This window comes from Pseudomonas vanderleydeniana, assembly GCF_014268755.2.
GTDB classification, from domain to species: Bacteria; Pseudomonadota; Gammaproteobacteria; order Pseudomonadales; family Pseudomonadaceae; genus Aquipseudomonas; species Aquipseudomonas vanderleydeniana.
Genome location: NZ_CP077093.1, coordinates 231,917 through 255,425, shown reverse-complemented (window position 1 = coordinate 255,425; position 23,509 = coordinate 231,917). Strand labels below are relative to the sequence as shown.

The 23,509-nt window shown below is 62.6% G+C and carries 21 protein-coding genes; 10 read left to right on the top strand and 11 right to left on the bottom strand.

The genetic code is table 11. The annotated features are described in order from the left end of the window. Positions 1–440 precede the first annotated feature (440 nt). The 3 genes from tsaC to HU752_RS01160 form a co-directional block, all read right to left on the bottom strand. Positions 441–998: an L-threonylcarbamoyladenylate synthase type 1 TsaC gene (gene tsaC, locus HU752_RS01170; RefSeq protein WP_186686579.1), complete on the bottom strand. Its 558-nt coding sequence runs from the start codon at positions 996–998 to the stop codon at positions 441–443. A gap of 38 nt (positions 999–1,036) precedes the next feature. Continuing rightward, positions 1,037–2,140, bottom strand: a complete 1,104-nt coding sequence (gene dprA / locus HU752_RS01165) for a DNA-processing protein DprA (RefSeq protein WP_186686577.1) — start codon at positions 2,138–2,140, stop codon at positions 1,037–1,039. A gap of 104 nt (positions 2,141–2,244) precedes the next feature. Beyond that, a complete protein-coding gene (locus HU752_RS01160; RefSeq protein WP_186686567.1) occupies positions 2,245–3,267 on the bottom strand; it encodes a LysM peptidoglycan-binding domain-containing protein in 1,023 nt (340 codons plus the stop codon). 151 nt (positions 3,268–3,418) lie between these two features. Here HU752_RS01160 and def point away from each other — a divergent pair, with 151 nt between their 5' ends. The 5 genes from def to HU752_RS01135 all read left to right on the top strand — a co-directional run bounded on the left by def (position 3,419) and on the right by HU752_RS01135 (position 8,264). Continuing rightward, a complete protein-coding gene (gene def / locus HU752_RS01155; RefSeq protein WP_186686565.1) occupies positions 3,419–3,925 on the top strand; it encodes a peptide deformylase in 507 nt (168 codons plus the stop codon). A gap of 149 nt (positions 3,926–4,074) precedes the next feature. After that, on the top strand, positions 4,075–5,019 hold the full coding sequence (fmt, locus tag HU752_RS01150) for a methionyl-tRNA formyltransferase (protein ID WP_186686563.1): 945 nt from the start codon (positions 4,075–4,077) through the stop codon (positions 5,017–5,019). Next, positions 5,016–6,326 carry a 16S rRNA (cytosine(967)-C(5))-methyltransferase RsmB gene (gene rsmB / locus HU752_RS01145; RefSeq protein ID WP_186686560.1) on the top strand — a complete coding sequence of 437 codons (1,311 nt, stop codon included), beginning with the start codon at positions 5,016–5,018 and terminating at the stop codon, positions 6,324–6,326. The genes fmt and rsmB overlap by 4 nt, the downstream gene beginning before the upstream one ends. Positions 6,327–6,363: 37 nt before the next feature. Beyond that, positions 6,364–7,737: a Trk system potassium transporter TrkA gene (trkA, locus tag HU752_RS01140; RefSeq protein WP_186686557.1), complete on the top strand. Its 1,374-nt coding sequence runs from the start codon at positions 6,364–6,366 to the stop codon at positions 7,735–7,737. 203 nt (positions 7,738–7,940) lie between these two features. Then, positions 7,941–8,264 carry a tetratricopeptide repeat protein gene (locus HU752_RS01135; RefSeq protein WP_186686554.1) on the top strand — a complete coding sequence of 108 codons (324 nt, stop codon included), beginning with the start codon at positions 7,941–7,943 and terminating at the stop codon, positions 8,262–8,264. On the opposite strand, the gene HU752_RS01130 is transcribed toward HU752_RS01135, so the two are convergent. The 3 genes from HU752_RS01130 to HU752_RS01120 form a co-directional block, all read right to left on the bottom strand. Then, positions 8,251–8,496, bottom strand: a complete 246-nt coding sequence (locus HU752_RS01130) for a PilZ domain-containing protein (protein ID WP_017902513.1) — start codon at positions 8,494–8,496, stop codon at positions 8,251–8,253. The two genes, HU752_RS01135 and HU752_RS01130, sit on opposite strands and share 14 nt — an antisense overlap. A gap of 74 nt (positions 8,497–8,570) precedes the next feature. Further along, positions 8,571–9,458, bottom strand: coding sequence for a lysophospholipid acyltransferase (locus tag HU752_RS01125; RefSeq protein WP_186686552.1), 888 nt, complete (start codon positions 9,456–9,458; stop codon positions 8,571–8,573). A 37-nt stretch (positions 9,459–9,495) separates the two neighbouring features. After that, positions 9,496–10,059 carry a DNA-3-methyladenine glycosylase I gene (locus HU752_RS01120; RefSeq protein ID WP_186686549.1) on the bottom strand — a complete coding sequence of 188 codons (564 nt, stop codon included), beginning with the start codon at positions 10,057–10,059 and terminating at the stop codon, positions 9,496–9,498. 82 nt (positions 10,060–10,141) lie between these two features. On the opposite strand from HU752_RS01120, the gene glyQ reads away from it, so the two are divergent. From glyQ to HU752_RS01100, 4 genes are read left to right on the top strand one after another with little or no spacing between them, the layout of a single operon-like run. Further along, a complete protein-coding gene (glyQ, locus tag HU752_RS01115; protein ID WP_186686546.1) occupies positions 10,142–11,095 on the top strand; it encodes a glycine--tRNA ligase subunit alpha in 954 nt (317 codons plus the stop codon). Further along, positions 11,092–13,149: a glycine--tRNA ligase subunit beta gene (glyS, locus tag HU752_RS01110; RefSeq protein WP_186686543.1), complete on the top strand. Its 2,058-nt coding sequence runs from the start codon at positions 11,092–11,094 to the stop codon at positions 13,147–13,149. Before glyQ ends, glyS begins: the two co-directional genes overlap by 4 nt. Positions 13,150–13,158: 9 nt before the next feature. Continuing rightward, positions 13,159–13,692: a D-glycero-beta-D-manno-heptose 1,7-bisphosphate 7-phosphatase gene (gene gmhB, locus HU752_RS01105; RefSeq protein WP_054056417.1), complete on the top strand. Its 534-nt coding sequence runs from the start codon at positions 13,159–13,161 to the stop codon at positions 13,690–13,692. 59 nt (positions 13,693–13,751) lie between these two features. Further along, positions 13,752–14,546 (top strand): lysophospholipid acyltransferase family protein, encoded by a 795-nt coding sequence (locus HU752_RS01100; RefSeq protein ID WP_186686540.1) that lies wholly within the window; start codon positions 13,752–13,754, stop codon positions 14,544–14,546. Positions 14,547–14,768: 222 nt separating this feature from the next. On the opposite strand, the gene HU752_RS01095 is transcribed toward HU752_RS01100, so the two are convergent. The 4 genes from HU752_RS01095 to HU752_RS01080 all read right to left on the bottom strand — a co-directional run bounded on the left by HU752_RS01095 (position 14,769) and on the right by HU752_RS01080 (position 20,010). Beyond that, positions 14,769–15,077: a DUF2845 domain-containing protein gene (locus HU752_RS01095; protein WP_186686537.1), complete on the bottom strand. Its 309-nt coding sequence runs from the start codon at positions 15,075–15,077 to the stop codon at positions 14,769–14,771. Positions 15,078–15,120: 43 nt separating this feature from the next. Beyond that, positions 15,121–16,227: a hypothetical protein gene (locus HU752_RS01090; RefSeq protein ID WP_186686535.1), complete on the bottom strand. Its 1,107-nt coding sequence runs from the start codon at positions 16,225–16,227 to the stop codon at positions 15,121–15,123. A 297-nt stretch (positions 16,228–16,524) separates the two neighbouring features. Then, positions 16,525–18,147: an MFS transporter gene (locus HU752_RS01085; protein ID WP_186686526.1), complete on the bottom strand. Its 1,623-nt coding sequence runs from the start codon at positions 18,145–18,147 to the stop codon at positions 16,525–16,527. Positions 18,148–18,372: 225 nt separating this feature from the next. Further along, a complete protein-coding gene (locus HU752_RS01080; RefSeq protein ID WP_186686523.1) occupies positions 18,373–20,010 on the bottom strand; it encodes a GMC family oxidoreductase in 1,638 nt (545 codons plus the stop codon). A 134-nt stretch (positions 20,011–20,144) separates the two neighbouring features. Here HU752_RS01080 and HU752_RS01075 point away from each other — a divergent pair, with 134 nt between their 5' ends. Beyond that, complete coding sequence (locus HU752_RS01075) at positions 20,145–21,032, top strand: LysR family transcriptional regulator (RefSeq protein WP_186686521.1); 888 nt, start codon at positions 20,145–20,147, stop codon at positions 21,030–21,032. Positions 21,033–21,088: 56 nt separating this feature from the next. Here HU752_RS01075 and gyrB read toward each other — a convergent pair whose 3' ends face one another. Continuing rightward, positions 21,089–23,506, bottom strand: a complete 2,418-nt coding sequence (gene gyrB, locus HU752_RS01070; RefSeq protein ID WP_186686520.1) for a DNA topoisomerase (ATP-hydrolyzing) subunit B — start codon at positions 23,504–23,506, stop codon at positions 21,089–21,091. Positions 23,507–23,509: the final 3 nt, after the last annotated feature.

Sequence of the window (23,509 nt, the reverse complement as noted above, 5' to 3'; positions counted from 1 at the left end):
GGGAGCAGGCACGCCCTGTAGCAAGCGCGCTTTGTGGCGAGCGGGCTCGCCCGCGCTGGGGGCGCAAGGCGCCCCCAAAGCCTGGGTACACGGTGTGTCAGGAAAAACGAGGCGGTAGGTCTCAGGGCCGCTTCGCGCCCCAGCGCGGCGGTGCGGCGTTCCGACGAGCCCGCTCACCACAAAAGCGAGCTCACCGTTGACTGCGTGTACACACGCTACGACGAGCGTGGGCAGGCGAGCCCTGTAGCAAGCGCGCTTTGTAGCGAGCGGGCTTGCCCGCGCTGGGGCGCAAGGCGCCCCCAAAGCCTGGGTACACGGCGTGTCAGGAAAAACGAGGCGGTAGGTCTCAGGGCCGCTTCGCGCCCCAGCGCGGCGGTGCGGCGTTCCGACGAGCCCGCTCACCACAAAAGCGGGCTCACCGCTGACTGTGTATACACATGCTACGAAGGGCGTACGACCTTGCCCGTCGCCAGGTCGCGGATCAGGCTCGGGTTCTTGCGCCCACCCAGGTGACCGCCCAGCACCAGGTCCAGCTGCCCACGGAAGTACTGCTCCACCCGCAGCCGGGTCCTGGCCGCCGGCCGGCCCTGGGGGTTGGCGGAGGTGGAGATCAGCGGCCCGACCAGCGAGCACAGGTCACGCACCAGCGGGTGATCGCTGACCCGCACGGCCACGGTATCGTGAAGGCCGGTGACCCACTCCGGCAGCAGGTCCTGGTGCGGCACCAGCCAGGTGTTGGGCCCCGGCCAGGTACTGGCCATGCGATCGATCCACTCCTCGGGGAAATCCTCGAACAGGAAGTCGAACTGGCGGATGTTGTCCGCCACCAGGATCAGGCCCTTGTCCACCGAACGATTCTTCAGCGCCAGCAACCGATCCACCGCCTCTTCGTTCCAGGGATCGCACCCCAGCCCCCAGACCGCTTCGGTTGGATAGGCAATCACCGCTCCTGCGCGAACTTCTCGTGCGGCTTCTTGCACACGCCAACTCTTGACCATTGCTTGCTCTCCGGATTCAACGCTGCCCGCAGTTTACCTCAGGTCGGGCTGCGAGCTAACCAGCGTCCACCATCATTGGCCACCCGGCCCTCCAGCTCCAGTTCGGTCAGGCCCGCCAGCACCCGCGCCAGGCTCCAGCCACAGGCCCGGGCCAGCGCTTCGCTGGTCTGCGGCGCGGCATGCAACAGGGCCAGCAGCGGGTGGATTGGGGCCTCGGGCAGCACGCTGGACGGCATGCGCTGCCAGCCGCGCAGGTTCTGCAGGATGTCATCGACCGTTTCCACCAGCACTGCGCCATCGCGGATCAGCTGGTGGCAACCGCGCGCGCCGGGATGGTGGATGGAACCGGGGATGGCATAGACCTCGCGCCCCTGTTCCGCCGCCAGCCGGGCGGTGATCAGCGAGCCACTGCCGACGCTGGCCTCGACCACCAGTACGCCGAGGGACAAGCCGCTGATGATCCGGTTGCGCCGTGGAAAGTTGCCAGGCTGCGGCGGGGCGTCCAGGGGAAACTCGGACACCACGGCGCTGCCCTGGGCAATCATGGCCTGCGCCAGGCTGCGGTGCCGCTGTGGATAAAATTTCTCGAGCCCGGTCCCGAGCACGCCCACCGTCCGCCCGCCGACGTCCAGGGCAGCCTGGTGGGCGGCACCGTCGATGCCCAGGGCCAGGCCGCTGGTGATGACAAAACCGGCGGCGGCGAGGCTGCGTGAGAAGGCGGCGGCGGTGTCAATGCCCGGTCGGGAAGCCCGCCGGCTGCCGACCAGTGCCAGTTGCGGCTTGTCCAGAATGGTCGGATCACCGGCGACGAACAGCAGTGGCGGGGCGTCATCCAGTTCGGCCAGCAGGGCCGGGTAGGCGGCCTGGTCCCACATCAGCAAATGCTGCTCCGGACGCTCTAGCCAGGCCAATGCAGCGCTGGCCCCATCGCGCACGGACGGGCTGCGGCGCGCCTCGGCACTCCCTGCGGGCAACCCCAGCGACCGCCAGGCGGCGGCCGGGGCGCTCAGGGCGCAAGAGGCCGAACCAAAGGTGTCGATCAGTTGAAGAAAGCGCCGGGGGCCGATTTCCGGCAGGCGATGCAGACGCAGGCGGGCTTCCAGCTCCGCCGGCGACAGGGTGTTGCACACAGACCGTGACATCCACTCATCCTTGATCCGAGGCGGTCGTGCACAAGCCTGGACAAGCTGTGGATAACTCTGTGAGTAACCTGTTCGGCAAGCTGCCGCAGACGCTGCGGCAAGCGTTACGGATTGCGTACCTTGTCCTGCACTGCCAGCGACCGCGTGGCATTGAGTACCAAACCATAGCTGAGCTTTTCGTAGGTGCGGAACACCATCAGCAGGCCGGAACGTTCGTCGGGAATCTTCACCGGTTGCCCGGTGACCCGGTCGCGAACCGTCTCGCCGGTCTTGAACACCGCGAGAACATTGCCTTCGGCCAGCCCGTCGCGGCGTCCCTTGTCGATCGTCACCACGTCCATGACGCCGATCTGTGTAACACCTCGTGGCACATCTATGATCACGCCGTTGACCTGAGACTGGGGCGCACTCGGCATGAAGGTCGAGGTGATCGGCCGCTCCTCGCTGACGAACAGCCGGTCGCCGAGGCGCACTTCCTCGGTGGTGCGACGCAGCGTCAGGGTGCCGACATCGCCCTCGGTGGCCAGCAGCTCGCCGGTACCGATGTCATCGGCGTTGATGCCGAGGAATTCCTTGGTCTGCGGGTCGGTGTAGACCTTGCCCTGGCGGAACAGGCCATACACGTTGTGCGTCGGGTCGAAGGCGCCACGCGCGTAGATCCGGTCGCCCATGCCGCTGAGTACCCGCTCGTTGTTGCCGGCCAGGATGTACGGCGCGCGCTTGAACTCCTCGACGCTGTCGACGATGCGGTTGCTCAGCAGGAAGGCGTTGATCTTCTCCAGCGGAATGCTCGGAATCGCCTCGGCCACCGGCGAGCGGCGCACCTGCGGCGACAACTTGATGGTCCCCCGGGACGCGCCACGCTCGACCACCAGCCGTGGCTGGCCGTCGACGAACTGCAGGGTCAGGGTGTCGCCGGGGTAGATCAGGTCGGGGTTGGCGATCTGCGGATTGGCATGCCAGATCTGCGGCCACTTCCACGGTTCGCGGAGAAACTTCCCGGAAATGTCCCAGAGCGTGTCACCGCGCACCACGGTGTAGCGCTGTGGATAACCATCCTTGAGTTGCACTTGCGCCTGCGCGACACCGGTAAAGGCCAGCAGCAGGGCGAGTAGTGTTTTCCTCATGCAGTGAATCCCTTTATCATGTGTCTTCGCGTGAAACGCCAGAGCCCCGCGGCTCGCTCCCAGGGAGAACGTTTTACAACGGTAGCCGATCCCGCCGTGACGTTTCGGCAGCCGTCTCTGACTTTACCTCACATGTGCAGCAAATACGCCTATGGCCATTTTAAACATCCTCGAATTTCCAGACCCGCGCCTGCGCACCATCGCCAAACCCGTGGCCGAGGTGGACGACAAGGTTCGGCAACTGATCGATGACATGTTTGAAACCATGTACGAAGCCCCGGGCATCGGCCTTGCCGCGACCCAGGTCAACGTGCACCAGCGTATCGTGGTCATGGACCTGAGCGAGGATCGCAGCGAGCCACGGGTGTTCATCAACCCCGAGTTCGAACCGCTGACCGAAGAGAAGGACCAGTACCAGGAAGGCTGCCTGTCGGTGCCGGGCTTCTACGAGAACGTCGATCGCCCGACCCGCGTGAAGATCAAGGCGCTGGACCGCGACGGCAAGCCGTTCGAACTGGAAGCCGATGGTCTGCTGGCGGTGTGCATCCAACACGAATGCGACCACCTCAACGGCAAGCTGTTCGTCGATTACCTGTCGACGCTCAAGCGCGACCGGATCAAGAAGAAGCTGGAAAAGCAGCACCGCCAGAACGCCTGATCCCATCCTGTGTAGGAGCGTGGCTTGCCCGCGAAGCTTTTAGCGCTCTCAAGGGCCCATTCGCGGGCAAGTCGGATCGCCGCACCGCCACCTCCTACAGAAAGCGACATTATGACAATGTCCCGTCCTCTCTCAAGCGAGCCCTATCCATGACTGAGCCACTGCGCATCGTCTTCGCCGGCACCCCCGAATTCGCCGCCGAACACCTCAAGGCCCTGCTCGACAGCCCCCATGAGATCGTCGCCGTCTATACCCAGCCGGACCGGCCGGCAGGACGCGGGCAGAAGTTGATGCCGAGCCCGGTCAAGCAGTTGGCGCTGGAACACGGCATCACCGTCCTGCAACCGCCAACCCTGCGCAATGAAGACGCCCAGGCCGAGCTGGCGGTGCTCAAGCCGGACCTGATGGTGGTGGTCGCCTATGGCCTGATCCTGCCGCAGGTGGTACTGGATATCCCGCGCCTGGGTTGCATCAACAGCCACGCCTCGCTGCTGCCGCGCTGGCGCGGTGCGGCGCCGATCCAGCGCGCGGTGGAAGCCGGCGACGCGGAAAGTGGCGTGACCGTGATGCGCATGGAGGCCGGCCTCGACACCGGGCCGATGCTGCTCAAGACCGTCACCCCGATCAGTGCCGAGGACACGGGTGGCACCCTGCATGACCGCCTGGCCGAACTCGGCCCACCGGCAGTCATCGAGGCCATCGCCGGCCTGGCCGCCGGTACGCTGGTCGGCGACGTACAGGACGACAGCCTGGCCACCTACGCCCACAAGCTGAACAAGGATGAGGCGCGCATCGACTGGCAGCGCCCGGCCGTCGAGCTGGAACGGCTGATCCGTGCCTTCAACCCATGGCCGATCTGCCATAGCAGCCTCGACGGCGAAGCCCTGAAAGTGCTGGCCGCCAGCACCGCCGAAGGCCAGGGCCAGCCGGGCGAAATCCTTGCCGCGAGCAAGGACGGCCTGATCGTAGCCACCGGCCAGGGCGCGCTGTGCCTGACCCGCCTGCAATTGCCCGGCGGCAAGGCGCTGAATTTCAGTGACCTGTTCAACAGCCGCCGCGAGAAATTCGCCCTCGGTACGGTACTCGGCCAATGAACCCGCGCCTGGCCGCCGCCAAGGCACTGGCCGCCGTCCTCAGCGGCAAGGCCTCGCTCAACAGCTCCCTGCCGGCGCAGCTGGACAAGGTCGAGGCCCGCGATCGTGGCCTGACCCAGGACCTGGCGTTCGGCGCCGCCCGTTGGCAGCCACGGCTGTCGGCGCTGGCGGCCAAGCTGCTGCAGAAGCCTTTCAAGGCCGCCGATGCCGATGTCGAGGCGCTGTTGCTGGTTGGCCTCTACCAGTTGCTCTACACCCGCATCCCGGCCCACGCCGCCATCGGCGAGACCGTCGGTTGCGCCGACAAGCTGAAAAAACCCTGGGCCAAGGGCCTGCTCAATGCCGTGTTGCGCCGCGCGCAGCGCGAAAGCACCGAGCTGCTGGCCGAGCTGGAACGCGACCCGGTGGTGCGTACCGCCCACCCGCGCTGGCTGCAGAAATCGCTGAAGGCGTTCTGGCCCGAGCAGTGGGAAGCCATCTGCGCCGCGAACAACGCCCACCCGCCGATGATCCTGCGGGTCAACCGCCGCCATCACAGCCGCGACGCCTACCTCAAGCTGCTGGGTGACGCCGCGGTCGCGGCCCGGCCGTGCACCTACAGCCGCGACGGCATCGTCCTCGACGAAGCCTGCGACGTGCGCAACCTGCCAGGCTTTGCCGAGGGCTGGATCAGCGTGCAGGACGAGGCCGCGCAACTGGCCGCCGACCTGCTGGACCTGGCGCCCGGCCAACGGGTGCTGGATGCCTGCTGCGCGCCAGGCGGCAAGACCTGCCATATCCTCGAAGCCCAGCCGCAACTGGCCGGGGTGGTCGCCGTCGACCTGGAGGCCAAGCGCCTGCTGCGGGTACGCGAAAACCTCGACCGCCTGGGGCTGGAGGCCGAACTGATCGCCGCCGATGGCCGCGACACCGCCAACTGGTGGGACGGCAAGCCGTTCCAGCGCATCCTGCTCGACGCGCCCTGTTCGGCCACCGGCGTCATCCGCCGCCACCCGGACATCAAGCTGACCCGCCAGGCCGACGACATCGCCGCCCTGGCCAGCCTGCAGGGTGAATTGCTGGACGCGATGTGGGCGACCCTGGAAGTCGGCGGCATCCTGCTCTACGCCACCTGCTCGACCCTGCCGACGGAAAACACCGAAGTGATCGAGGCATTCCTGGCCCGCACCTCCGGTGCCCGCGAGCTGGACATTGCGGGCAGCTTCGGCGTCAAGCAGCCCCATGGCCGGCAACTGCTGGCACAGGAAGGTGGCCACGATGGTTTCTACTACGCCAAACTGATCAAGATCGCCGCCGCACGCGGCTGAGCGGGTCGAACGGAGCCACAGGGATGAAAGCCACCCGATGAAAATCATCATTCTCGGCGCCGGACAGGTCGGCGGCACGCTGGCCGAACACCTGGCCAGCGAGGCCAACGACATCACCGTGGTCGACACCGATGGCGAGCGCCTGCGCGACCTCGGCGACCGCCTGGACATCCGCACCGTGCAGGGCCGCGCCTCGTTCCCGACGATCCTGCGCCAGGCCGGCGCGGACGACGCCGACATGCTGGTGGCGGTGACCAACAGCGACGAGACCAACATGGTCGCCTGCCAGGTCGCCCATACCCTGTTCCACACCCCGACCAAGATCGCCCGGGTGCGCGAGTCGGCCTACCTGACCCGCACCGAGCTGTTCGACAACGACGCGATCCCGGTGGACGTGCTGATCAGCCCGGAACAGGTGGTCACCAACTACATCAAGCGTCTGATCGAAACCCCCGGCGCCCTGCAGGTGATCGACTTCGCCGAGGGCAAGGCCCAGCTGGTGGCGATCCGCGCCTACTACGGCGGCCCGCTGGTCGGCCAGCAATTGCGCCAGTTGCGCGAACACATGCCCAACGGTGACACCCGGGTGGCGGCGATCTTCCGCCGCGACCGGCCGATCATGCCCCGCGGCGATACGGTGATCGAGGCCGACGACGAAGTGTTCTTCATCGCCGCCAAGGCACACATCCGCGCGGTGATGAGCGAAATGCGCCGGCTCGACGAAAGCAACAAGCGCATCGTCATCGCCGGCGGCGGGCAGATCGGCGAGCGCCTGGCCGAGGCGATCGAAAGCCGCTACCAGGTGAAGATCATCGAGATGAATGCCGCCCGCTGCCGGCAGCTGTCCGACACCCTCGACAGCACCGTGGTGCTGCAGGGCAGTGCCTCGGACCGCGACCTGCTGATGGAAGAGAACATCAACGATGCCGACCTGTTCCTGGCGCTGACCAACGACGACGAGGCCAACATCATGTCCTCGCTGCTGGCCAAGCGGATGGGCGCGAAGAAGGTCATGACCATCATCAACAACCCGGCCTATGTCGACCTGATCCAGGGTGGCGACATCGACATCGCCATCAGCCCGCAACTGGCGACCATCGGCACCCTGCTGGCCCACGTGCGCCGTGGCGATATCGTCAGCGTGCACTCGCTGCGCCGGGGTGCGGCGGAAGCCATCGAGGCGATCGCCCATGGCGACATGAAGTCGAGCAAGGTGATCGGCCGGGCCATCGAGGACATCGCGCTGCCACCGGGCACCACCATCGGCGCGATCATCCGCGACGAGGAAGTGCTGATCGCCCACGACGACACGGTGATCCAGGCCGGCGACCATGTGATCCTGTTCCTTGTGGATAAAAAGCATATCCGCGACGTGGAGAAGCTGTTCCACGTGGGCTTGAGCTTTTTCTGACATCCTTATGATAAGCCGCCCCCAATTTGTGGCGAGCGGGCTCGCCCGCGCTGGGCCGCAAAGCGGCCCCAAACCCAGGCTACACGGTCTTTCAGTTAAACCAGCGTAAGCTGGATTTGCGGCTGCCTTGCAGCCGGGCGCGGGCAAGCCCGCTCGCCACAAAAGCTCTTTCGCCCTTAGTCATCGTCAACAGGAGGATCGCCATGCTCGAATCACTGGAAAAGATGCTCGCCAAGGGTGTGGATAACCCGCTGCTGCGCTTCGGCCTGGGCAAGGGTTACCTGGACCTCGGCGACCACGCCAAGGCTGCCGGACACCTGCAACGCTGTGTCGTCCTCGACCCCAGGTATTCGGCCGCCTGGAAACTGCTGGGCAAGGCCCAGCAGGGCGCTGGTGACCTGGCTGCGGCAAGGCTGGCCTGGGAACAGGGCCTGGAGGCCGCCCGCGGCCATGGCGACAAGCAGGCGGAAAAGGAAATGACGGTGTTCCTGAAGAAGCTGGAAAAGGCCGCGCTCAAAGATCAATGAAGCGCAGGCCGATGCCTTCGGCGTCGACCCGGATCACTTCCATGCGAATGCGCGGCGCAGCCACCGGCAGGTCCTGCACCTGGCCATAGACCACCGCCCCGGTGGGCAGCCGCGACAGCCCCGGATGCTGCACGTCCACACCCTGGCTGGACAGATTGCGTGTACGCCCCAGGCATTCGCCGATGCTCGGGTGCTGGATCTTGATACGCAGGTAATTCTTGTTTTCGGACATCTTTGCGCCCTTGGATAGATCGCTGTGGATAACATCGCCGTGACGTTATCCACAGACCCTGCCGATAAGTTGCTTCAGTACCAGCGCTGCTCGCCCGCCGGGCGCTTCTTGAAGCGTTTCATGCTCCACATGTACTGGCTCGGATAGGCCCGTACGTATCGCTCGACCACCTTGCTCATCGCCGCGGCCGAGACCTCGGCGTCGGTGCTGTACATCTCTTGCGGCGCCGCTTCGAGGATCACCTTGAAGCCCGAACCGTCGGGCAGGCGCAACGCGTGCAGGAACACCCCGACCGCCTTGCCGCCGGCGAGCATGTTCGGCACGAACTTGCTGGTCAGGGCCAGGGTGCCGAGGAACGGCACGAATACCCCGGCGGATTCGGCCGGTTCCGGGTCGGCGGGGATGCCGACCGAGCCGCCCTTGCGCACTTCCTTGATGACGCTGAGAATGCCTTCCTTGGTCGAGGCCGCCACTCGGTTGCCCAACTGCACCCGCTGCTTGCGCAGCAGCTCGTCGACCGCCTTGAGCTTGGGCGGACGATAGAAAATGATCGGTTTGCACTGGCTGCAGTAGAAGTGATTGAGCACTTCCCAGTTGCCCAGGTGGCTGGTGATACCGACCACGCCCTTGCCCGAGGCGAGGGCGTCCTTGAGCACGTCGAGACCCTCGACCTCGCGCACCAGCGCGATCGAGCGCTCGGCCGGCCAGATCCAGGCGCAGGCGCTTTCGGTCAGGGACTTGCCGATGTCCTTGAGACTCTGACCGACCAACTGTTCGCGAGCGACCGGATCGAGTTCGGGAAAACACTTGGCCAGGTTGATCCGCACCACCTCGCGGGAACGGTTGGGCAGCTTCCACATCACCCAGCCGATGGCCGCGCCGACACGCTGCACGGCACGCCAGGGCAGCATCGCGAACAACCGCAACGCCCCCACCAGCATGGCGCCTTTAAACTTTTCCACAGGTCACTCCCGGTGTGCTTGGCTAATCGTCAGCCGGCTATTGTAGCCGTGGCGCGGCCAGCGCGGCATAGCTATCACAATCGGTGGTATGGTCCATGACCATGCCCGAGGCCTGCATGAACGCGTAGCAGATGGTCGGGCCGACGAAACCGAAGCCGAGCTTCTTCAGCGCCTTGCTCATCGCCTCGGCCTCGGCGGTGACGGCCGGGACCTCGCTGCGGTCCTTGAAGTGATGGATCTGCGGCGTGCCGCCGACGAAGGACCAGAGCAGGCTGACCGGGTCTTCCAGGGTCAGCCAGACGCGGGCGTTGCGCCGGGCCGCCTCGAGCTTGAGGCGATTGCGCACGATCCCCGGGTCGAGCAGCAGGTTTTCCAGGTATTGATCGCTCATTTCGGCGACTTTGCGCACATCGAAACCGAACAGCACCTGGCGGTAATGCTCGCGTTTCCTGAGGATCGTGATCCAGGAAAGCCCGGCCTGGAACCCTTCGAGCAAAAGCAACTCGAACAGTCGCTGCCCATCGCGCAGCGGTACGCCCCACTCCCGATCGTGATAGTCCTTGTACAGGGGATCATCGTTGCACCAAAAGCAGCGTGGCATAAGGCTCCAGGGAGGCGGAGGCGCGACCGAATCGGGTATACTCCCGCCTTTTGAATCGCAGCCCAAGTAACAGGTGAATTTCGTGAGCCAGCCTACGCCAGCCGTGCGTACCTTCCAAGACTTGATTCTCGCCCTCCAGCAATACTGGGCCGAGCAAGGTTGTGTGGTACTTCAGCCCTACGATATGGAAGTAGGCGCCGGGACTTTCCATACCGCTACGTTCCTGCGCGCCATCGGCCCGGAAACCTGGAACGCCGCGTACGTGCAGCCAAGCCGCCGTCCGACTGACGGCCGCTACGGCGAAAACCCGAACCGCCTGCAGCACTACTACCAGTTCCAGGTCGTGCTCAAGCCGAACCCGGACAACTTCCAGGAGCTGTACCTGGGCTCGCTCAAGGCCGTCGGCCTCGACCCGCTGGTGCACGACATCCGTTTCGTCGAGGACAACTGGGAATCGCCGACCCTCGGCGCCTGGGGCCTGGGCTGGGAAGTCTGGCTCAACGGCATGGAAGTCACCCAGTTCACCTACTTCCAGCAGGCCGGTGGCATCGAGTGCTACCCGGTGACCGGCGAAATCACCTACGGCCTCGAGCGCCTGGCGATGTACCTGCAGGGCGTGGATTCGGTCTACGACCTGGTCTGGGCCGACGGTCCGTTCGGCAAGGTGAGCTACGGCGACGTGTTCCACCAGAACGAGGTGGAGCAGTCGACCTACAACTTCGAACACGCCAACGTCGAGAAGCTGTTCGAACTGTTCGATTTCTATGAAAGCGAAGCCAAGCGCCTGATCGAACTGGATCAGCCGCTGCCGTTGCCGAGCTATGAAATGGTCCTCAAGGCCTCGCACACCTTCAACCTGCTGGACGCACGCCGGGCCATCTCGGTAACCGCGCGCCAGCAGTACATCCTGCGTGTGCGCACCCTGGCGCGTTCCGTCGCCCAAGCCTATCTGATGGCACGTGCCAAGCTGGGCTTCCCGATGGCAACCCCGGACCTGCGTGATGAAGTGTTGGCTAAGTTGGAGGCGGCACAATGAGTGCGCAAGATTTTCTGGTAGAACTGGGCACTGAAGAACTGCCACCCAAGGCCCTCAATACCCTGGCCGAGGCCTTCCTCGCCGGTATCGAGAAAGGCCTGCAGGCCGCCGGCCTGAGCTTCGAAGCCAAGCAGGTCTACGCCGCGCCACGCCGCCTGGCGGTGGTGCTCAAGCAACTGCAGACCCAACAGCCGGACCGCAGCATCAACCTCGACGGCCCGCCACGCCAGGCCGCCTTCGATGCCGAGGGCAACCCGACCCAGGCCGCCCTGGGCTTCGCCAAGAAGTGCGGCGTGGAACTGAGCGAAATCGACCAGAGCGGGCCGAAGCTGCGCTACAGCCAGAACATTCCCGGCAAGCCGACCGCCAGCCTGCTGCCGACCATCGTCGAAGACTCGCTGAACGACCTGCCGATTCCCAAGCGCATGCGCTGGGCGGCGCGCAAGGAAGAGTTCGTGCGGCCGACCCAGTGGCTGGTGATGCTGTTCGGTGACCAGGTCATCGACTGCACCATTCTCGCCCAGAAGGCCGGTCGCGAATCCCGTGGCCACCGTTTCCACCACCCGGAAAACGTCCGCATCGGTTCGCCGGCCAGCTACCTCGACGACCTGCGTGCCGCCTATGTGCTGGCCGACGCCAACGAGCGTCGCGAGTTGATCAGCAAGCGCACCACCGAGCTGGCGACGATGCAGGAAGGCACCGCGATCATGCCGGCGGACCTGCTCGACGAAGTGACCGCGCTGGTCGAATGGCCCGTGCCGCTGGTGTGCTCGTTCGAGGAACGTTTCCTCGACGTGCCACAGGAGGCCCTGATCACCACCATGCAGGACAACCAGAAGTATTTCTGCCTGCTGGACGTCGATGGCAAGCTGCTGCCGCGCTTCATCACCGTGGCCAACATCGAGAGCAAGGATCCCAAGCAGATCATCGCCGGTAACGAGAAGGTCGTGCGCCCACGCCTGACCGACGCCGAGTTCTTCTTCAAGCAGGACAAGAAGCAGCCACTGGCCGACTTCAACCAGCGCCTGCAGAACGTGGTGTTCCAGGAGAAACTGGGCAGCGTCTACGACAAGGCCGAGCGCGTGTCGAAGCTGGCCGCGTTCATCGCGCCACGCATCGGCGGCGACGCCCAGCGCGCGGCCCGTGCCGGCCTGCTGTCCAAGTGCGACCTGGCGACCGAGATGGTCGGCGAGTTCCCGGAGATGCAAGGTATCGCCGGCTACTACTACGCCCTCAATGACGGCGAGCCGGAAGACGTCGCCCTGGCGCTGAACGAGCAGTACATGCCGCGTGGTGCCGGTGCCGCCGAACTGCCAAGCACCCTGACCGGTGCCGCGGTGGCGATCGCCGACAAGCTCGACACCCTGGTCGGCATCTTCGGTATCGGCATGCTGCCAACCGGCAGCAAGGACCCCTATGCGCTGCGTCGTGCCGCCCTGGGCGTGCTGCGCATCCTGATCGACAAGAAGCTCGACCTCGACCTGATCGAGACCGTAGCCTTCGCGGTCAATGCGTTCGGTGCCAAGGTCAAGGCCGCGGGCCTTGCCGACCAGGTACTGGAGTTCATCTTCGATCGCCTGCGTGCCCGTTATGAAGACGAAGGCATCGACGTCGCCACCTACCTGTCGGTACGTGCCCTGAAGCCGGGCTCGGCCCTGGACTTCGACCAGCGCGTACAGGCGGTGCAGAAGTTCCGTCAACTGCCGGAAGCGGCGGCCCTGGCCGCGGTGAACAAGCGCGTATCGAACCTGCTGAGCAAGGCCGAGGGCAGCATTGCAGCCACGGTCGAGGCGAAGTACTTCGACAACGCCAACGAGTTCTCGCTGTACTCGGCGATCCAGCAGGCGGACCAGGCGGTCCAGCCGATGGCCGCCGCGCGCCAGTACAACGAGACGCTGGCACGCCTGGCCGCGCTGCGCGAGCCGGTCGACGCGTTCTTCGAAGCGGTGATGGTCAATGCCGAAGACGCCAGCGTACGAGCCAACCGCTACGCGCTGCTGGCGCGCCTGCGTGGCCTGTTCCTGGGCGTTGCCGACATTTCGCTGCTGGGCTGAGGACGCGACTTGAAGCTGCTGATACTCGATCGCGACGGTGTGATCAACCAGGACTCCGACGCCTACATCAAGTCGGTGGAGGAGTGGATTCCGATCCCCGGCTCGATCGAGGCCATCGCGCAGTTGAGCAGGGCGGGCTGGACGGTTGCCGTGGCGACCAACCAGTCCGGCATTGCCCGCGGCTACTACGATCTCGCGACCCTGGACGCCATGCACGAGCGCTTGCGCTCGCTGGTGGCACAACAGGGTGGCGAACTCGGGTTGGTGGTGTACTGCCCGCATGGTCCGGACGAGGGCTGCGATTGCCGCAAGCCCAAGCCGGGCATGCTCAGGACCATCGCCGCGCATTACGGCGTCGAACTGGCTAGGCTATGGTTTGTCGGCGACAGCCTCGGTGACCTGGAAGCCGCCAGCGCCGTCGATTGCCAGCCAGTCCTGGTAAAGACCGGCAAGGGCGAGAAGACCCTGGGGAAAACCCTGCCGGTGGGCACCCTGATCTTTGACGATCTGGCGGCCGTCGCGGCTGAACTTATCCACAACTAGCGCCTTTCTGACTTCCTGATCAAGGATGGTCCGGGGGTTCACTTATTAACAGGCGGGCAATGCCCGCAACGGTAAATGTCGCCATGTCGATCCTGCAGGCCATCAGAACCTTTTTCTTTTACCTGCTGTTGGGCACCAGTTCGCTGCTGTGGTGCTCCCTGAGCTTTTTCGTCGCGCCGTTCCTGCCGTTCAAGGCGCGCTACCGCTTCATCAACGTGTACTGGTGCCGCTGCGCACTGTGGCTGACCAAGGTATTTTTGAATATCCGGGTCGAGGTGAAAGGTGCGCACAACGTTCCCGAACGGCCCTGCGTGATTCTGTCGAACCACCAGAGCACCTGGGAAACGTTCTTCCTGTCGGCCTACTTCTCGCCACTGAGCCAGGTGCTCAAGCGTGAATTGCTCTACGTGCCGTTCTTCGGCTGGGCCATGGCCATGCTGCGGCCGATCGCTATCGACCGGGACAATCCGAAGGAAGCACTCAAGCACGTGGCAAAGAAGGGCGATGAGCTGCTCAAGGACAACACCTGGGTACTGATCTTCCCGGAAGGCACCCGCGTGCCCTACGGCACCGTCGGCAAGTTCTCCCGCGGTGGCACGGCCCTGGCGGTGAACGCCGGGCTGCCGGTACTGCCGATCGCCCACAACGCCGGCAAGTACTGGCCGAAGACCGGTTGGGCGAAAAAGCCCGGCACCATCACCGTGGTGATTGGCGCTCCGATGTTCGCTGAAGGCACCGGCCCACGAGCCATTGCCGACCTCAACGAAAGGGCACAGACCTGGAATGAAAACGCCCAGCGCGAGATGGGCTCACTGCCGCCGGCGACGGCTGCAGAAGCACCGGGCGCGGCCTGACCGATCTGTGGATAACTTGTGCACAAGATTTTGATATTTCTTGAAATAGTCTCGTAAGTAGATGATTTAACTACTTATTTCTATGTATGACTGTTCAGCGGAAATCGTGCATAAGTTTTTCCAAGCAATAAAAAATGCGCTGCTCATACCCTCCATGAGCTCGTAGGGTCCTGTGCCTTGCGTCCACTGAGCGCGACCTCCCCGAAGTGGTTTCGAAATCTGCTATAGACGCCTGGTCTCAACCTTGACCAGGCGCCCATCGATGAACCTGAGGAAGCTGCGCGCCCCATTTTCCGGTCCATAGACCCAAGTCTCGACCGTGACCGAATTTCTCACCGGATTGCCATTGGGCAGACGCGCGGGTTCAGTGACCTGGCGGTCGGCAGGTTCCCCACACTTCTTCAAGACCTCGAACGAGGTATCTCCCTCGCTGATCAGGCCATTGCTACAGCGCAGAGTGGCAGCATTGGCCTGATTGAGCCCCAGCGCTATGCCAGAGAGCAGGACAAGGATAAGACTAGCGGTGTTCATGCATCACCATTTCGGGAGAAGCCGCGAGCTGTGCAATCCGATCTCAGCCCGCCGAGCTGATTATCTGCAAGAGTGTTGTCAGTGAAGCGGATTCTGCGGATGTGAGTGTTACAGAGCTATTTGTCCCAGAAGCGGATACGGCTTGCTGGAGACTGCTTCCAGACAAACGAGTCCCATCAAAAGTCGCTGAAAAATTCCTTGTGTTTCCAGCCGCAGTGATGGCAGCAAGCAGAGAGGTGATATTTGCATGTTCTGCAGAGTTGACTGAAATCGCTGTATTTGCACCTGATGCCTCAACCGCTTGCTGAAGATGATTGGACGTAAGCTGTGCACCATTGAAATCTGCACTGAAGAACTTGTTGTGTCCTGAAATCTGTAAAATAGAGAGCAGCGTATTTATATTTACGGCTTGAGCGGTGTTAACATGAACTCTAACCAATGATCCTGCTGCAGCGACTGCCTGCTGCAAGTAATCAGAGGTTAATTGTGCCCCATTGAACTCAGCGGAGAACTGTTTGGAATTTCCGGCAGCCTGGATAACAGAAAGAAGATATCCAATATTAATTGCTTGGGCTGTGTTAGTCGAGATACGTGTGCGAATACCTGAGCTCTCAACGGCGAGCTGAAGTTGATTACCCGTGAGTTGTGCGCCATTGAAGGTAGCGAAAAAATTCTTAATATCTCCAGCAGTATTCAAAAGTGATAGCAGTGCAGATATATTTACCGCTTGTGCTGTGTTAACACCTATTCGAACCTGCTCACCTGCCAGTTCAACAGCTCTCTCCAGGTTTCTCCCGGTAAGTTGAGCACCATTGAATATCGCAGATAGCCGCTTGCTATTCCCTGCTGCTGAAATAACTTCCTCTAGTACATTCAGGTTAACGGCTTGAGCAGTATTTATTGAAATTTCAACATTAGTACCCGCAGCGGCTACTGCTTGCTGAAGGTTGTTGGATGTTAATCCAGCTCCATTGAAACCTACATCTAATAATTTACTGTTTCCTGCCGAAACCATGGCAGCAAGAAGCGTGTTTATATTGACTGCATGCGCACCCTCGATACTGATAGAGGTATTTATGCCTGAAGCACCAATCACTTGCTGAAGGACGTTAAGATTAACAGCATTGGTAAAAACCACATTCAGTTTCATTTCATGCCCCCATATCAACCGCTAAGCTGATATTAATGGTTAACGGCTTTGATTTTCGCCGCACTCGGGGAGCGTATTAAATATCTGGCAGGGGAGCCTGTAGGATGGTTTTGGTCTTCTCGTGAGTTATTTCGAGGTGAATTGACTTAAATTCCTATGCCTAACATATGAGCTTTCTAACTACCTATTGACTCAAATAGGAGAAATCATGAAGCACTCCGTATTTTCTAGGGATATCCCGGCGAAGCACAGAGGGTGACAGGTGACGGATACAGCGTCGTCACCTGTCGAAGCATTTCAGACCTTGTCGATGTCCACATCCCGGGTTTCTTTCAGGCAGAACAGCCCGACCACCAGGCTGATGCCGGTGATCAGCACCGGGTACCAGAGGCCGTAGAAGATATCCCCGGTGTAGACCACCAGCGCGAACGACACGGTGGGCAGGAAGCCGCCGAACCAGCCATTGCCGATGTGATAGGGCAGGGACATGGAGGTGTAGCGGATCCGGGTCGGGAACAGCTCGACCATCACCGCTGCCAACGGACCGTAGGTCATGGTCGCGATCAGGATCAGCAGGACGATCAGGAACACCACCATCGGTTCGTTCACCGCAGCCGTTTCGGCCTTGGCCGGGTAGCCGGCCTGGTTGATCGCCGTACGCATCGCCGCTTCATCAAAGCCGCTGATTTTCTGCTCGCCGACCCTGACGGTCACTTCGCTGCCCGACGCTGCGGACTGGGAGCTATAGGGCAGGCCCTGCTTGACCAGGAAGGTCTTGACCTTGTCGCATGGGCTGTCGAAACGCGCCTTGCCCACCGGGTCGAACTGGAAGGTGCAGCTGGCGGGGTCCGCCGTCACCACGATCGGTGCCTGGCGACTGGCGGCGTCGATCTGCGGGTTGGCGTAATGGCTCAGGGCCTTGAACAGCGGGAAGTAGCAGACGGTCGCCAGCAGCAGGCCGACCATCAGGATCGGCTTGCGCCCGACCTTGTCCGAAAGCCAGCCGAACAGCACGAAGAACGGCGCACCGATCACCACGCTGATGATCAGCAGGGTATTGGCCTGGCCCGGGTCCATCTTGAGCATCTGGGTCATGAAGAACAGCACGTAGAACTGTGCGGTGTAGAAGGTCACCGCCTGCCCGGCATTGATGCTGAACAGCGCGGTCAGGACGATCTTCAGGTTCTGCCAGGAACCGAAGGACTCGCGGATCGGCGAGCGGCTGGCCTTGCCCTGGGCCTTCATTTTCACGAACGCCGGCGACTCGTGCATGCTCATGCGGATCCAGGTGGAAATCGCCAACAGGACGATCGACAGCAGGAACGGCAGGCGCCAGCCCCAGGTCTCGAACTGGTCGCCGCTGATGTAGCGGCTGGCCAGGACCACCAGCAGCGACAGCAGCAGGCCGAGGGTGGCCGTGGACTGGATCCAGCCGGTGTGGAACCCGCGCTTGCCGGCCGGCGCGTGCTCGGCCACGTAGGTCGCGGCGCCACCGTACTCGCCACCCAGCGCCAGGCCCTGGAGCATGCGCAACAGCACCAGGATGATCGGTGCGGCGATGCCGATGCTGGCGTAGGTCGGCAACAAGCCGACGGCGAAGGTCGACAGGCCCATCAGGATGATGGTCATGAGGAAGGTGTACTTGCGGCCGATCATGTCCCCCAGCCGACCGAACACCAGCGCGCCGAACGGCCGCACCAGGAAGCCGGCGGCGAAGGCCATCAGGGCGAAGATGAACGCGGTGGTGTCGTTGACCCCGGCGAAGAACTGCTTGCTGATGACGGCCGCCAGGGCGCCGTAGAGAAAAAAGTCATACCACTCGAACACCGTCCCGAGGGATGACGCGAAAATGATCTTGCGCTCTTCCTTGCCGCTACTGCTGGAGACAGACGCCGACTGTTGCTGGATGTAGTCCGACATGAGTGATGTCCTCGGCCTCGTGGGCCACAGTGATTATTCTTGTTGTTCCACTGTGGATTCCGGCTGACTGCCACCGGGATCCGTGTCTTGCCTTGTTACTGATCTTCCTTGTGACCCCCATCACGATGAACGCCACGGTGTTGTAGGAGCGGGGCTTGCCCGCGAATGAGCCCTTGAGATCGCTAAAAGCTACGCGGGCAAGTCGGATCGCCGCACCACCTGCTTCTAGAGGATTGTGGATAACTGCGGCGTGCGCGCCTGCACATCCGCCAAAATCATCTGCGCGGCCTTCTCGGCAATCATCACCGTGGGCGAGCAGGTATTGCCCGAAGTGATCTGCGGCATGATCGAGGCATCGGCCACCCGCAGGCCCGGTACGCCATGTACCCGCAGGCGGGCGTCGACGACATCCTGCACACCATTGCCCATGCGGCAGGTGCCCACCGGGTGGAAGATGGTGGTGCCGATCTTCGCAGCCGCTTCGTGCAACTGCTCCTCGCTCTGCAATGCAGGGCCGGGCAGGTATTCCTCGAGGGCGAAGCGGCGCAGGGCAGGGGAGGCGACGATGCGCCGGGTCAGGCGGATCGACTCGGCGGCGACCTTCAGGTCCTCGGGGTCGCTGAGATAATTCGGGTCGATCAGCGGCGCGGCGCCCGGATCGGCGGAACGGATATCGATCCGTCCACGACTCTGCGGGCGCAGGTTGCACACTGAGGCAGTGAACGCCGGGAACCGGTGCAATGGTTCGCCGAAACGCTCCAGCGACAGGGGCTGCACGTGGTACTGCAAGTTCGCCGAAGCCTGTTCCGGACTCGATTTGACGAACGCCCCCAACTGGCTCGGCGCCATCGCCAACGGACCGCTGCGGTCGTAGAGATAACGCAGGCCCATGCCGGCCTTGCCCCACAGGCTGTTGGCCATCTGGTTGAGAGTGCGGGCATTGCTCAGCTTGTAGATCAGCCGCAGTTGCAGGTGATCCTGCAGGTTGCCACCCACCCCCGGCAGCTCATGGCGAACCCCGATCCCCAGGCTCTGCAGCAATGGCCGCGGGCCGATTCCGGAACGCTGCAGAATCCCCGGTGAGCCGACCGAACCGGCACACAGGATGATTTCCCGACGGGCCGGGAACAGGTGCTCTTCGCCTTGCCAGCGCGCCAGCACCGACGTGGCGCGACCGTGTTCCAGGTTGATCCGGTCGACCTGCACGCCGGTACGGATGGTCAGGTTGGGGCGCTTGAGCACCGGCCGCAGGAAGGCCTTGGCCGAATTCCAGCGCACTCCGGAACGCTGGTTGACCTGAAAGTATCCACAGCCCTGGTTATCCCCGGTGTTGAAGTCACTGACACTGGCAATGCCGTTTTCCGCGGCCGCCTCGCGGAACGCATCGAGAATCGGCCAGGAGTAGCGCTGCTGTTCCACGCGCCACTCGCCTGCGTCGCTGTGGAATTCGCCAGTCCCGGCAAAGTGGTTTTCGCTGAGCTTGAACAGCGGCAGCAGATCGTTCCAGGCCCAGCCCGGGTTGCCCTGTTCGGCCCAGTGGTCGTAGTCATTGGCCTGGCCGCGCATGTAGATCATGCCGTTGATCGAGGAGCAGCCACCGAGCACCTTGCCCCGTGGATAACTCAGGCTGCGGCCTTGCAGGCCGGGTTGCGATTCGGTCTTGAAGCACCAGTCGGTGCGCGGGTTGCCGATGCAGAACAGGTAGCCGACCGGGATGTGGATCCACGGATAGTTGTCGCGACCACCGGCTTCGAGCAGCAGCACATTGTTGTCCGGGTCGGCGGACAGCCGATTGGCCAGCACGCAGCCAGCGGGCCCGGCACCGACGATCACGTAGTCATAGGGCAAATGGGCAGATGCCATCGAGGACCTCGCCTTTATTGTTCTTGTATCAGCCCATGTTATTGATTAGTTTCGGGATGAAAACCTTCGTTTTTGCGCAAGTGCTGTGCGTTTTCAAGCAGGACCGTTAAACCCACGATGCACAAGGAAGCCCCATGTTCGACTGGAACGATCTGCGGTTTTTTCTCGAGCTGCAACGCAGCGGGCGCCTGCTGACGGCGGCCAAGCGGTTGAACACCACCCACAGCACCGTGGCCCGGCATATCGAGACCATCGAGCAGAGCCTCGGTACCGCGCTGTTCGTCCAGCATGCCCAGGGCTACGAGCTGACGCCCGCCGGCCAGGCCCTGCTCAAGCACGCCGAGGCCATGGAGAACGTCGCGCTGCTGGCCCAGGAGGAGATCACCCAGGCCATCGCGCCGCTGGGCAAGATCCGCCTGGGGGTCACCGAAGGCATCGGCATCATGTTTCTCACCTCGCGCCTGGGCGCCCTGTTCGAGCGCTATCCGGGGCTGGAAGTGGAGCTGGTGGCGGTGCCGCGCTTCGTCAGCATCCTCAACCGCGAGGCCGAGATCAGCATCCACCTCGACCGCCCCCACGCCGACATGCTGATCACCCGCAAGCTCACCGACTACCGCCTGGCGCTCTACGCCAGCCCGGCGTACCTGGCCCGGGCTCCGCGACTGAAAAACCGCGACGATCTTTCGCAGCACCAGTGGATCGGCTATGTCGATGACCTGCTGTTCAGCCAGGAGCTGCTGTTCCTCGATGACTTCTGCCGCTCACCGAACGTGACCCTGCGCAGCACCAGCGTGGTCGCCCAGCAGATTGCCGCGCGCGCCGGCCTGGGCATCGCGGTGCTGCCCAACTACATGGCCAAGGACGACCCGGAGCTGGTGCGGGTACTGCCGCAGGAAACGATCCAGCGCAGCTACTGGATCAGTACCCGCCGCGAATTGCACAAGTCGGTGCGGCTACGGGTGGTGTGGGATTTTCTACTGGAGCTGTGTGCTAGGGAGCAGGGGATGTTGTTGTCTGATTGAGACAATAGAAAAAGCCCGCTTACGCGGGCTTTTCCTGAGCAGTGGACCGCCTGGAATCAGAAGTCCAGGTTGGCCACCGACAGGGCGTTGCTTTCGATGAAGTCACGACGTGGTTCGACCGCATCACCCATCAGGGTGTTGAAGATCTGGTCCGCGGCGATGGCGTCTTCGATCGTCACTTTCAGCATCCGGCGCACGGTTGGGTCCATGGTGGTTTCCCACAGCTGATCCGGGTTCATCTCACCCAGACCTTTGTATCGCTGGATGGTGTGACGCTTGGTGCTTTCGCCCATCAGCCAGTCCAGGGCTTCCTTGAACTCGGTCACGGCTTTCTTGCGTTCACCACGCTGGATGTAGGCGCCTTCGTCCAGCAACGAGCCCAGTTGCGTACCCAGGGTGACAACGGTCTTGTAGTCGTTGCTGCCGAAGAAATCACGGTTGAAGGTGACGTAGCTCGACAAGCCATGGGAGATCAGTTCGACTTCCGGCAGCCACAGGTTACGCTCACGATCTTCACGCAGGCTGGCCTTGTAGACCAGGCCGGACTTCTCGCTCGAACGCAGGCGGGCGTCGTACTGGGTCAGCCACTCCTGCATGGCGGCCTGGTTGCCCAGTTGCTCCAGGCTCACCGCCGGCAGGTAGAGGAAGTGCTCGGTCAGCTCCTGCGGGTAGATACGCGACAGGCGCTTGAGGGTCTTCATCACCATACGGAAGTCATTGACCAGGCGCTCCAGCGCTTCGCCGGAAACGCCTGGGGCGTCTTCGCCCAGGTGCAGGCTGGCATCTTCGAGAGCCGACTGCGTCATGTACTCTTCCATGGCGTCGTCGTCCTTGATGTACTGCTCCTGCTTGCCTTTTTTCACCTTGTACAGCGGTGGCTGGGCGATGTAGATGTAGCCGCGCTCGATCAGCTCCGGCAACTGACGGAAGAAGAAGGTCAGCAGCAGGGTACGGATGTGCGAACCGTCGACGTCAGCATCGGTCATGATGATGATGTTGTGATAACGCAGCTTCTCGATGTTGTACTCTTCGCGGCCGATGCCACAGCCCAGGGCGGTGATCAGCGTGCCCACTTCCTGGGACGAGATCATCTTGTCGAAACGGGCCTTCTCGACGTTGAGGATCTTGCCCTTGAGCGGCAGGATCGCCTGGGTACGACGGTTGCGGCCCTGCTTGGCGGAACCGCCCGCGGAGTCACCCTCGACCAGGTACAGTTCGGAAAGGGCAGGGTCCTTTTCCTGGCAGTCGGCCAGTTTGCCCGGCAGGCCGGCGATATCCAGCGCGCCTTTGCGGCGGGTCATCTCACGCGCCTTGCGCGCCGCTTCACGGGCACGGGCAGCGTCGATCATCTTGCCGACGACCAGCTTGGCTTCGTTCGGGTTCTCCAGCAGGAAGTCGGAGAAGTACTTGCCCATTTCCTGCTCGACCGCACCCTTGACCTCGGACGACACCAGCTTGTCCTTGGTCTGCGAGCTGAACTTGGGATCCGGCACCTTGACCGAAATGATCGCGGTCAGGCCTTCACGCGCATCGTCACCGGTGGTGGCGACCTTGTGCTTCTTCGCCAGGCCTTCCTGCTCGATGTAGTTGTTCAGGTTACGGGTCAGTGCGGAACGGAAGCCCACCAGGTGGGTACCGCCATCGCGCTGGGGAATGTTGTTGGTAAAGCACAACAGGTTTTCGTTGAAGCTGTCGTTCCACTGCAGGGCGATTTCCACGCCGATGCCATCTTCACGCTGGACGTTGAAGTGGAACACCTGGTTGACCGTGGTCTTGTTGGTGTTCAGGTATTCAACGAAGGCACGCAGGCCGCCCTCGTACTTGAACATCTCTTCCTTGCCGGTGCGCTCGTCGCGCAGCAGGATGCCGACGCCGGAGTTGAGGAAGGACAGTTCACGAATCCGCTTGGCCAGGATATCCCAGCTGAAGTGGATGTTCTTGAAGGTCTCGGCGGAAGCCTTGAAGTGGATCTGGGTACCGGTGGTCTCGCTGTCGCCAACGATGGCCATCGGTGCCTGGGGAACGCCATGGACGTAGGTCTGTTCCCAAATTTTGCCACTGCGGCGAACAGTCAGTACCAGCTCTTCGGACAGGGCGTTCACTACCGACACACCGACACCGTGCAGACCGCCGGATACCTTGTAGGAGTTATCGTCGAACTTACCACCAGCGTGCAGCACGGTCATGATGACCTCGGCCGCAGAAACGCCTTCTTCCTTGTGCACATCGACCGGAATGCCGCGACCGTTGTCGCGAACGGAAATCGACTCGTCCGGGTGGATGGTCACGCAGATGTCGTCGCAGTAGCCAGCCAGTGCTTCGTCGATGGAGTTGTCGAGCACCTCGAACACCATGTGGTGCAGACCGCTACCATCGTCGGTGTCGCCAATGTACATACCGGGACGTTTGCGTACGGCATCCAAACCTTTCAGCACCTTGATGCTGTTCGAGTCGTACGTATTTTCTTCGCTCATGCC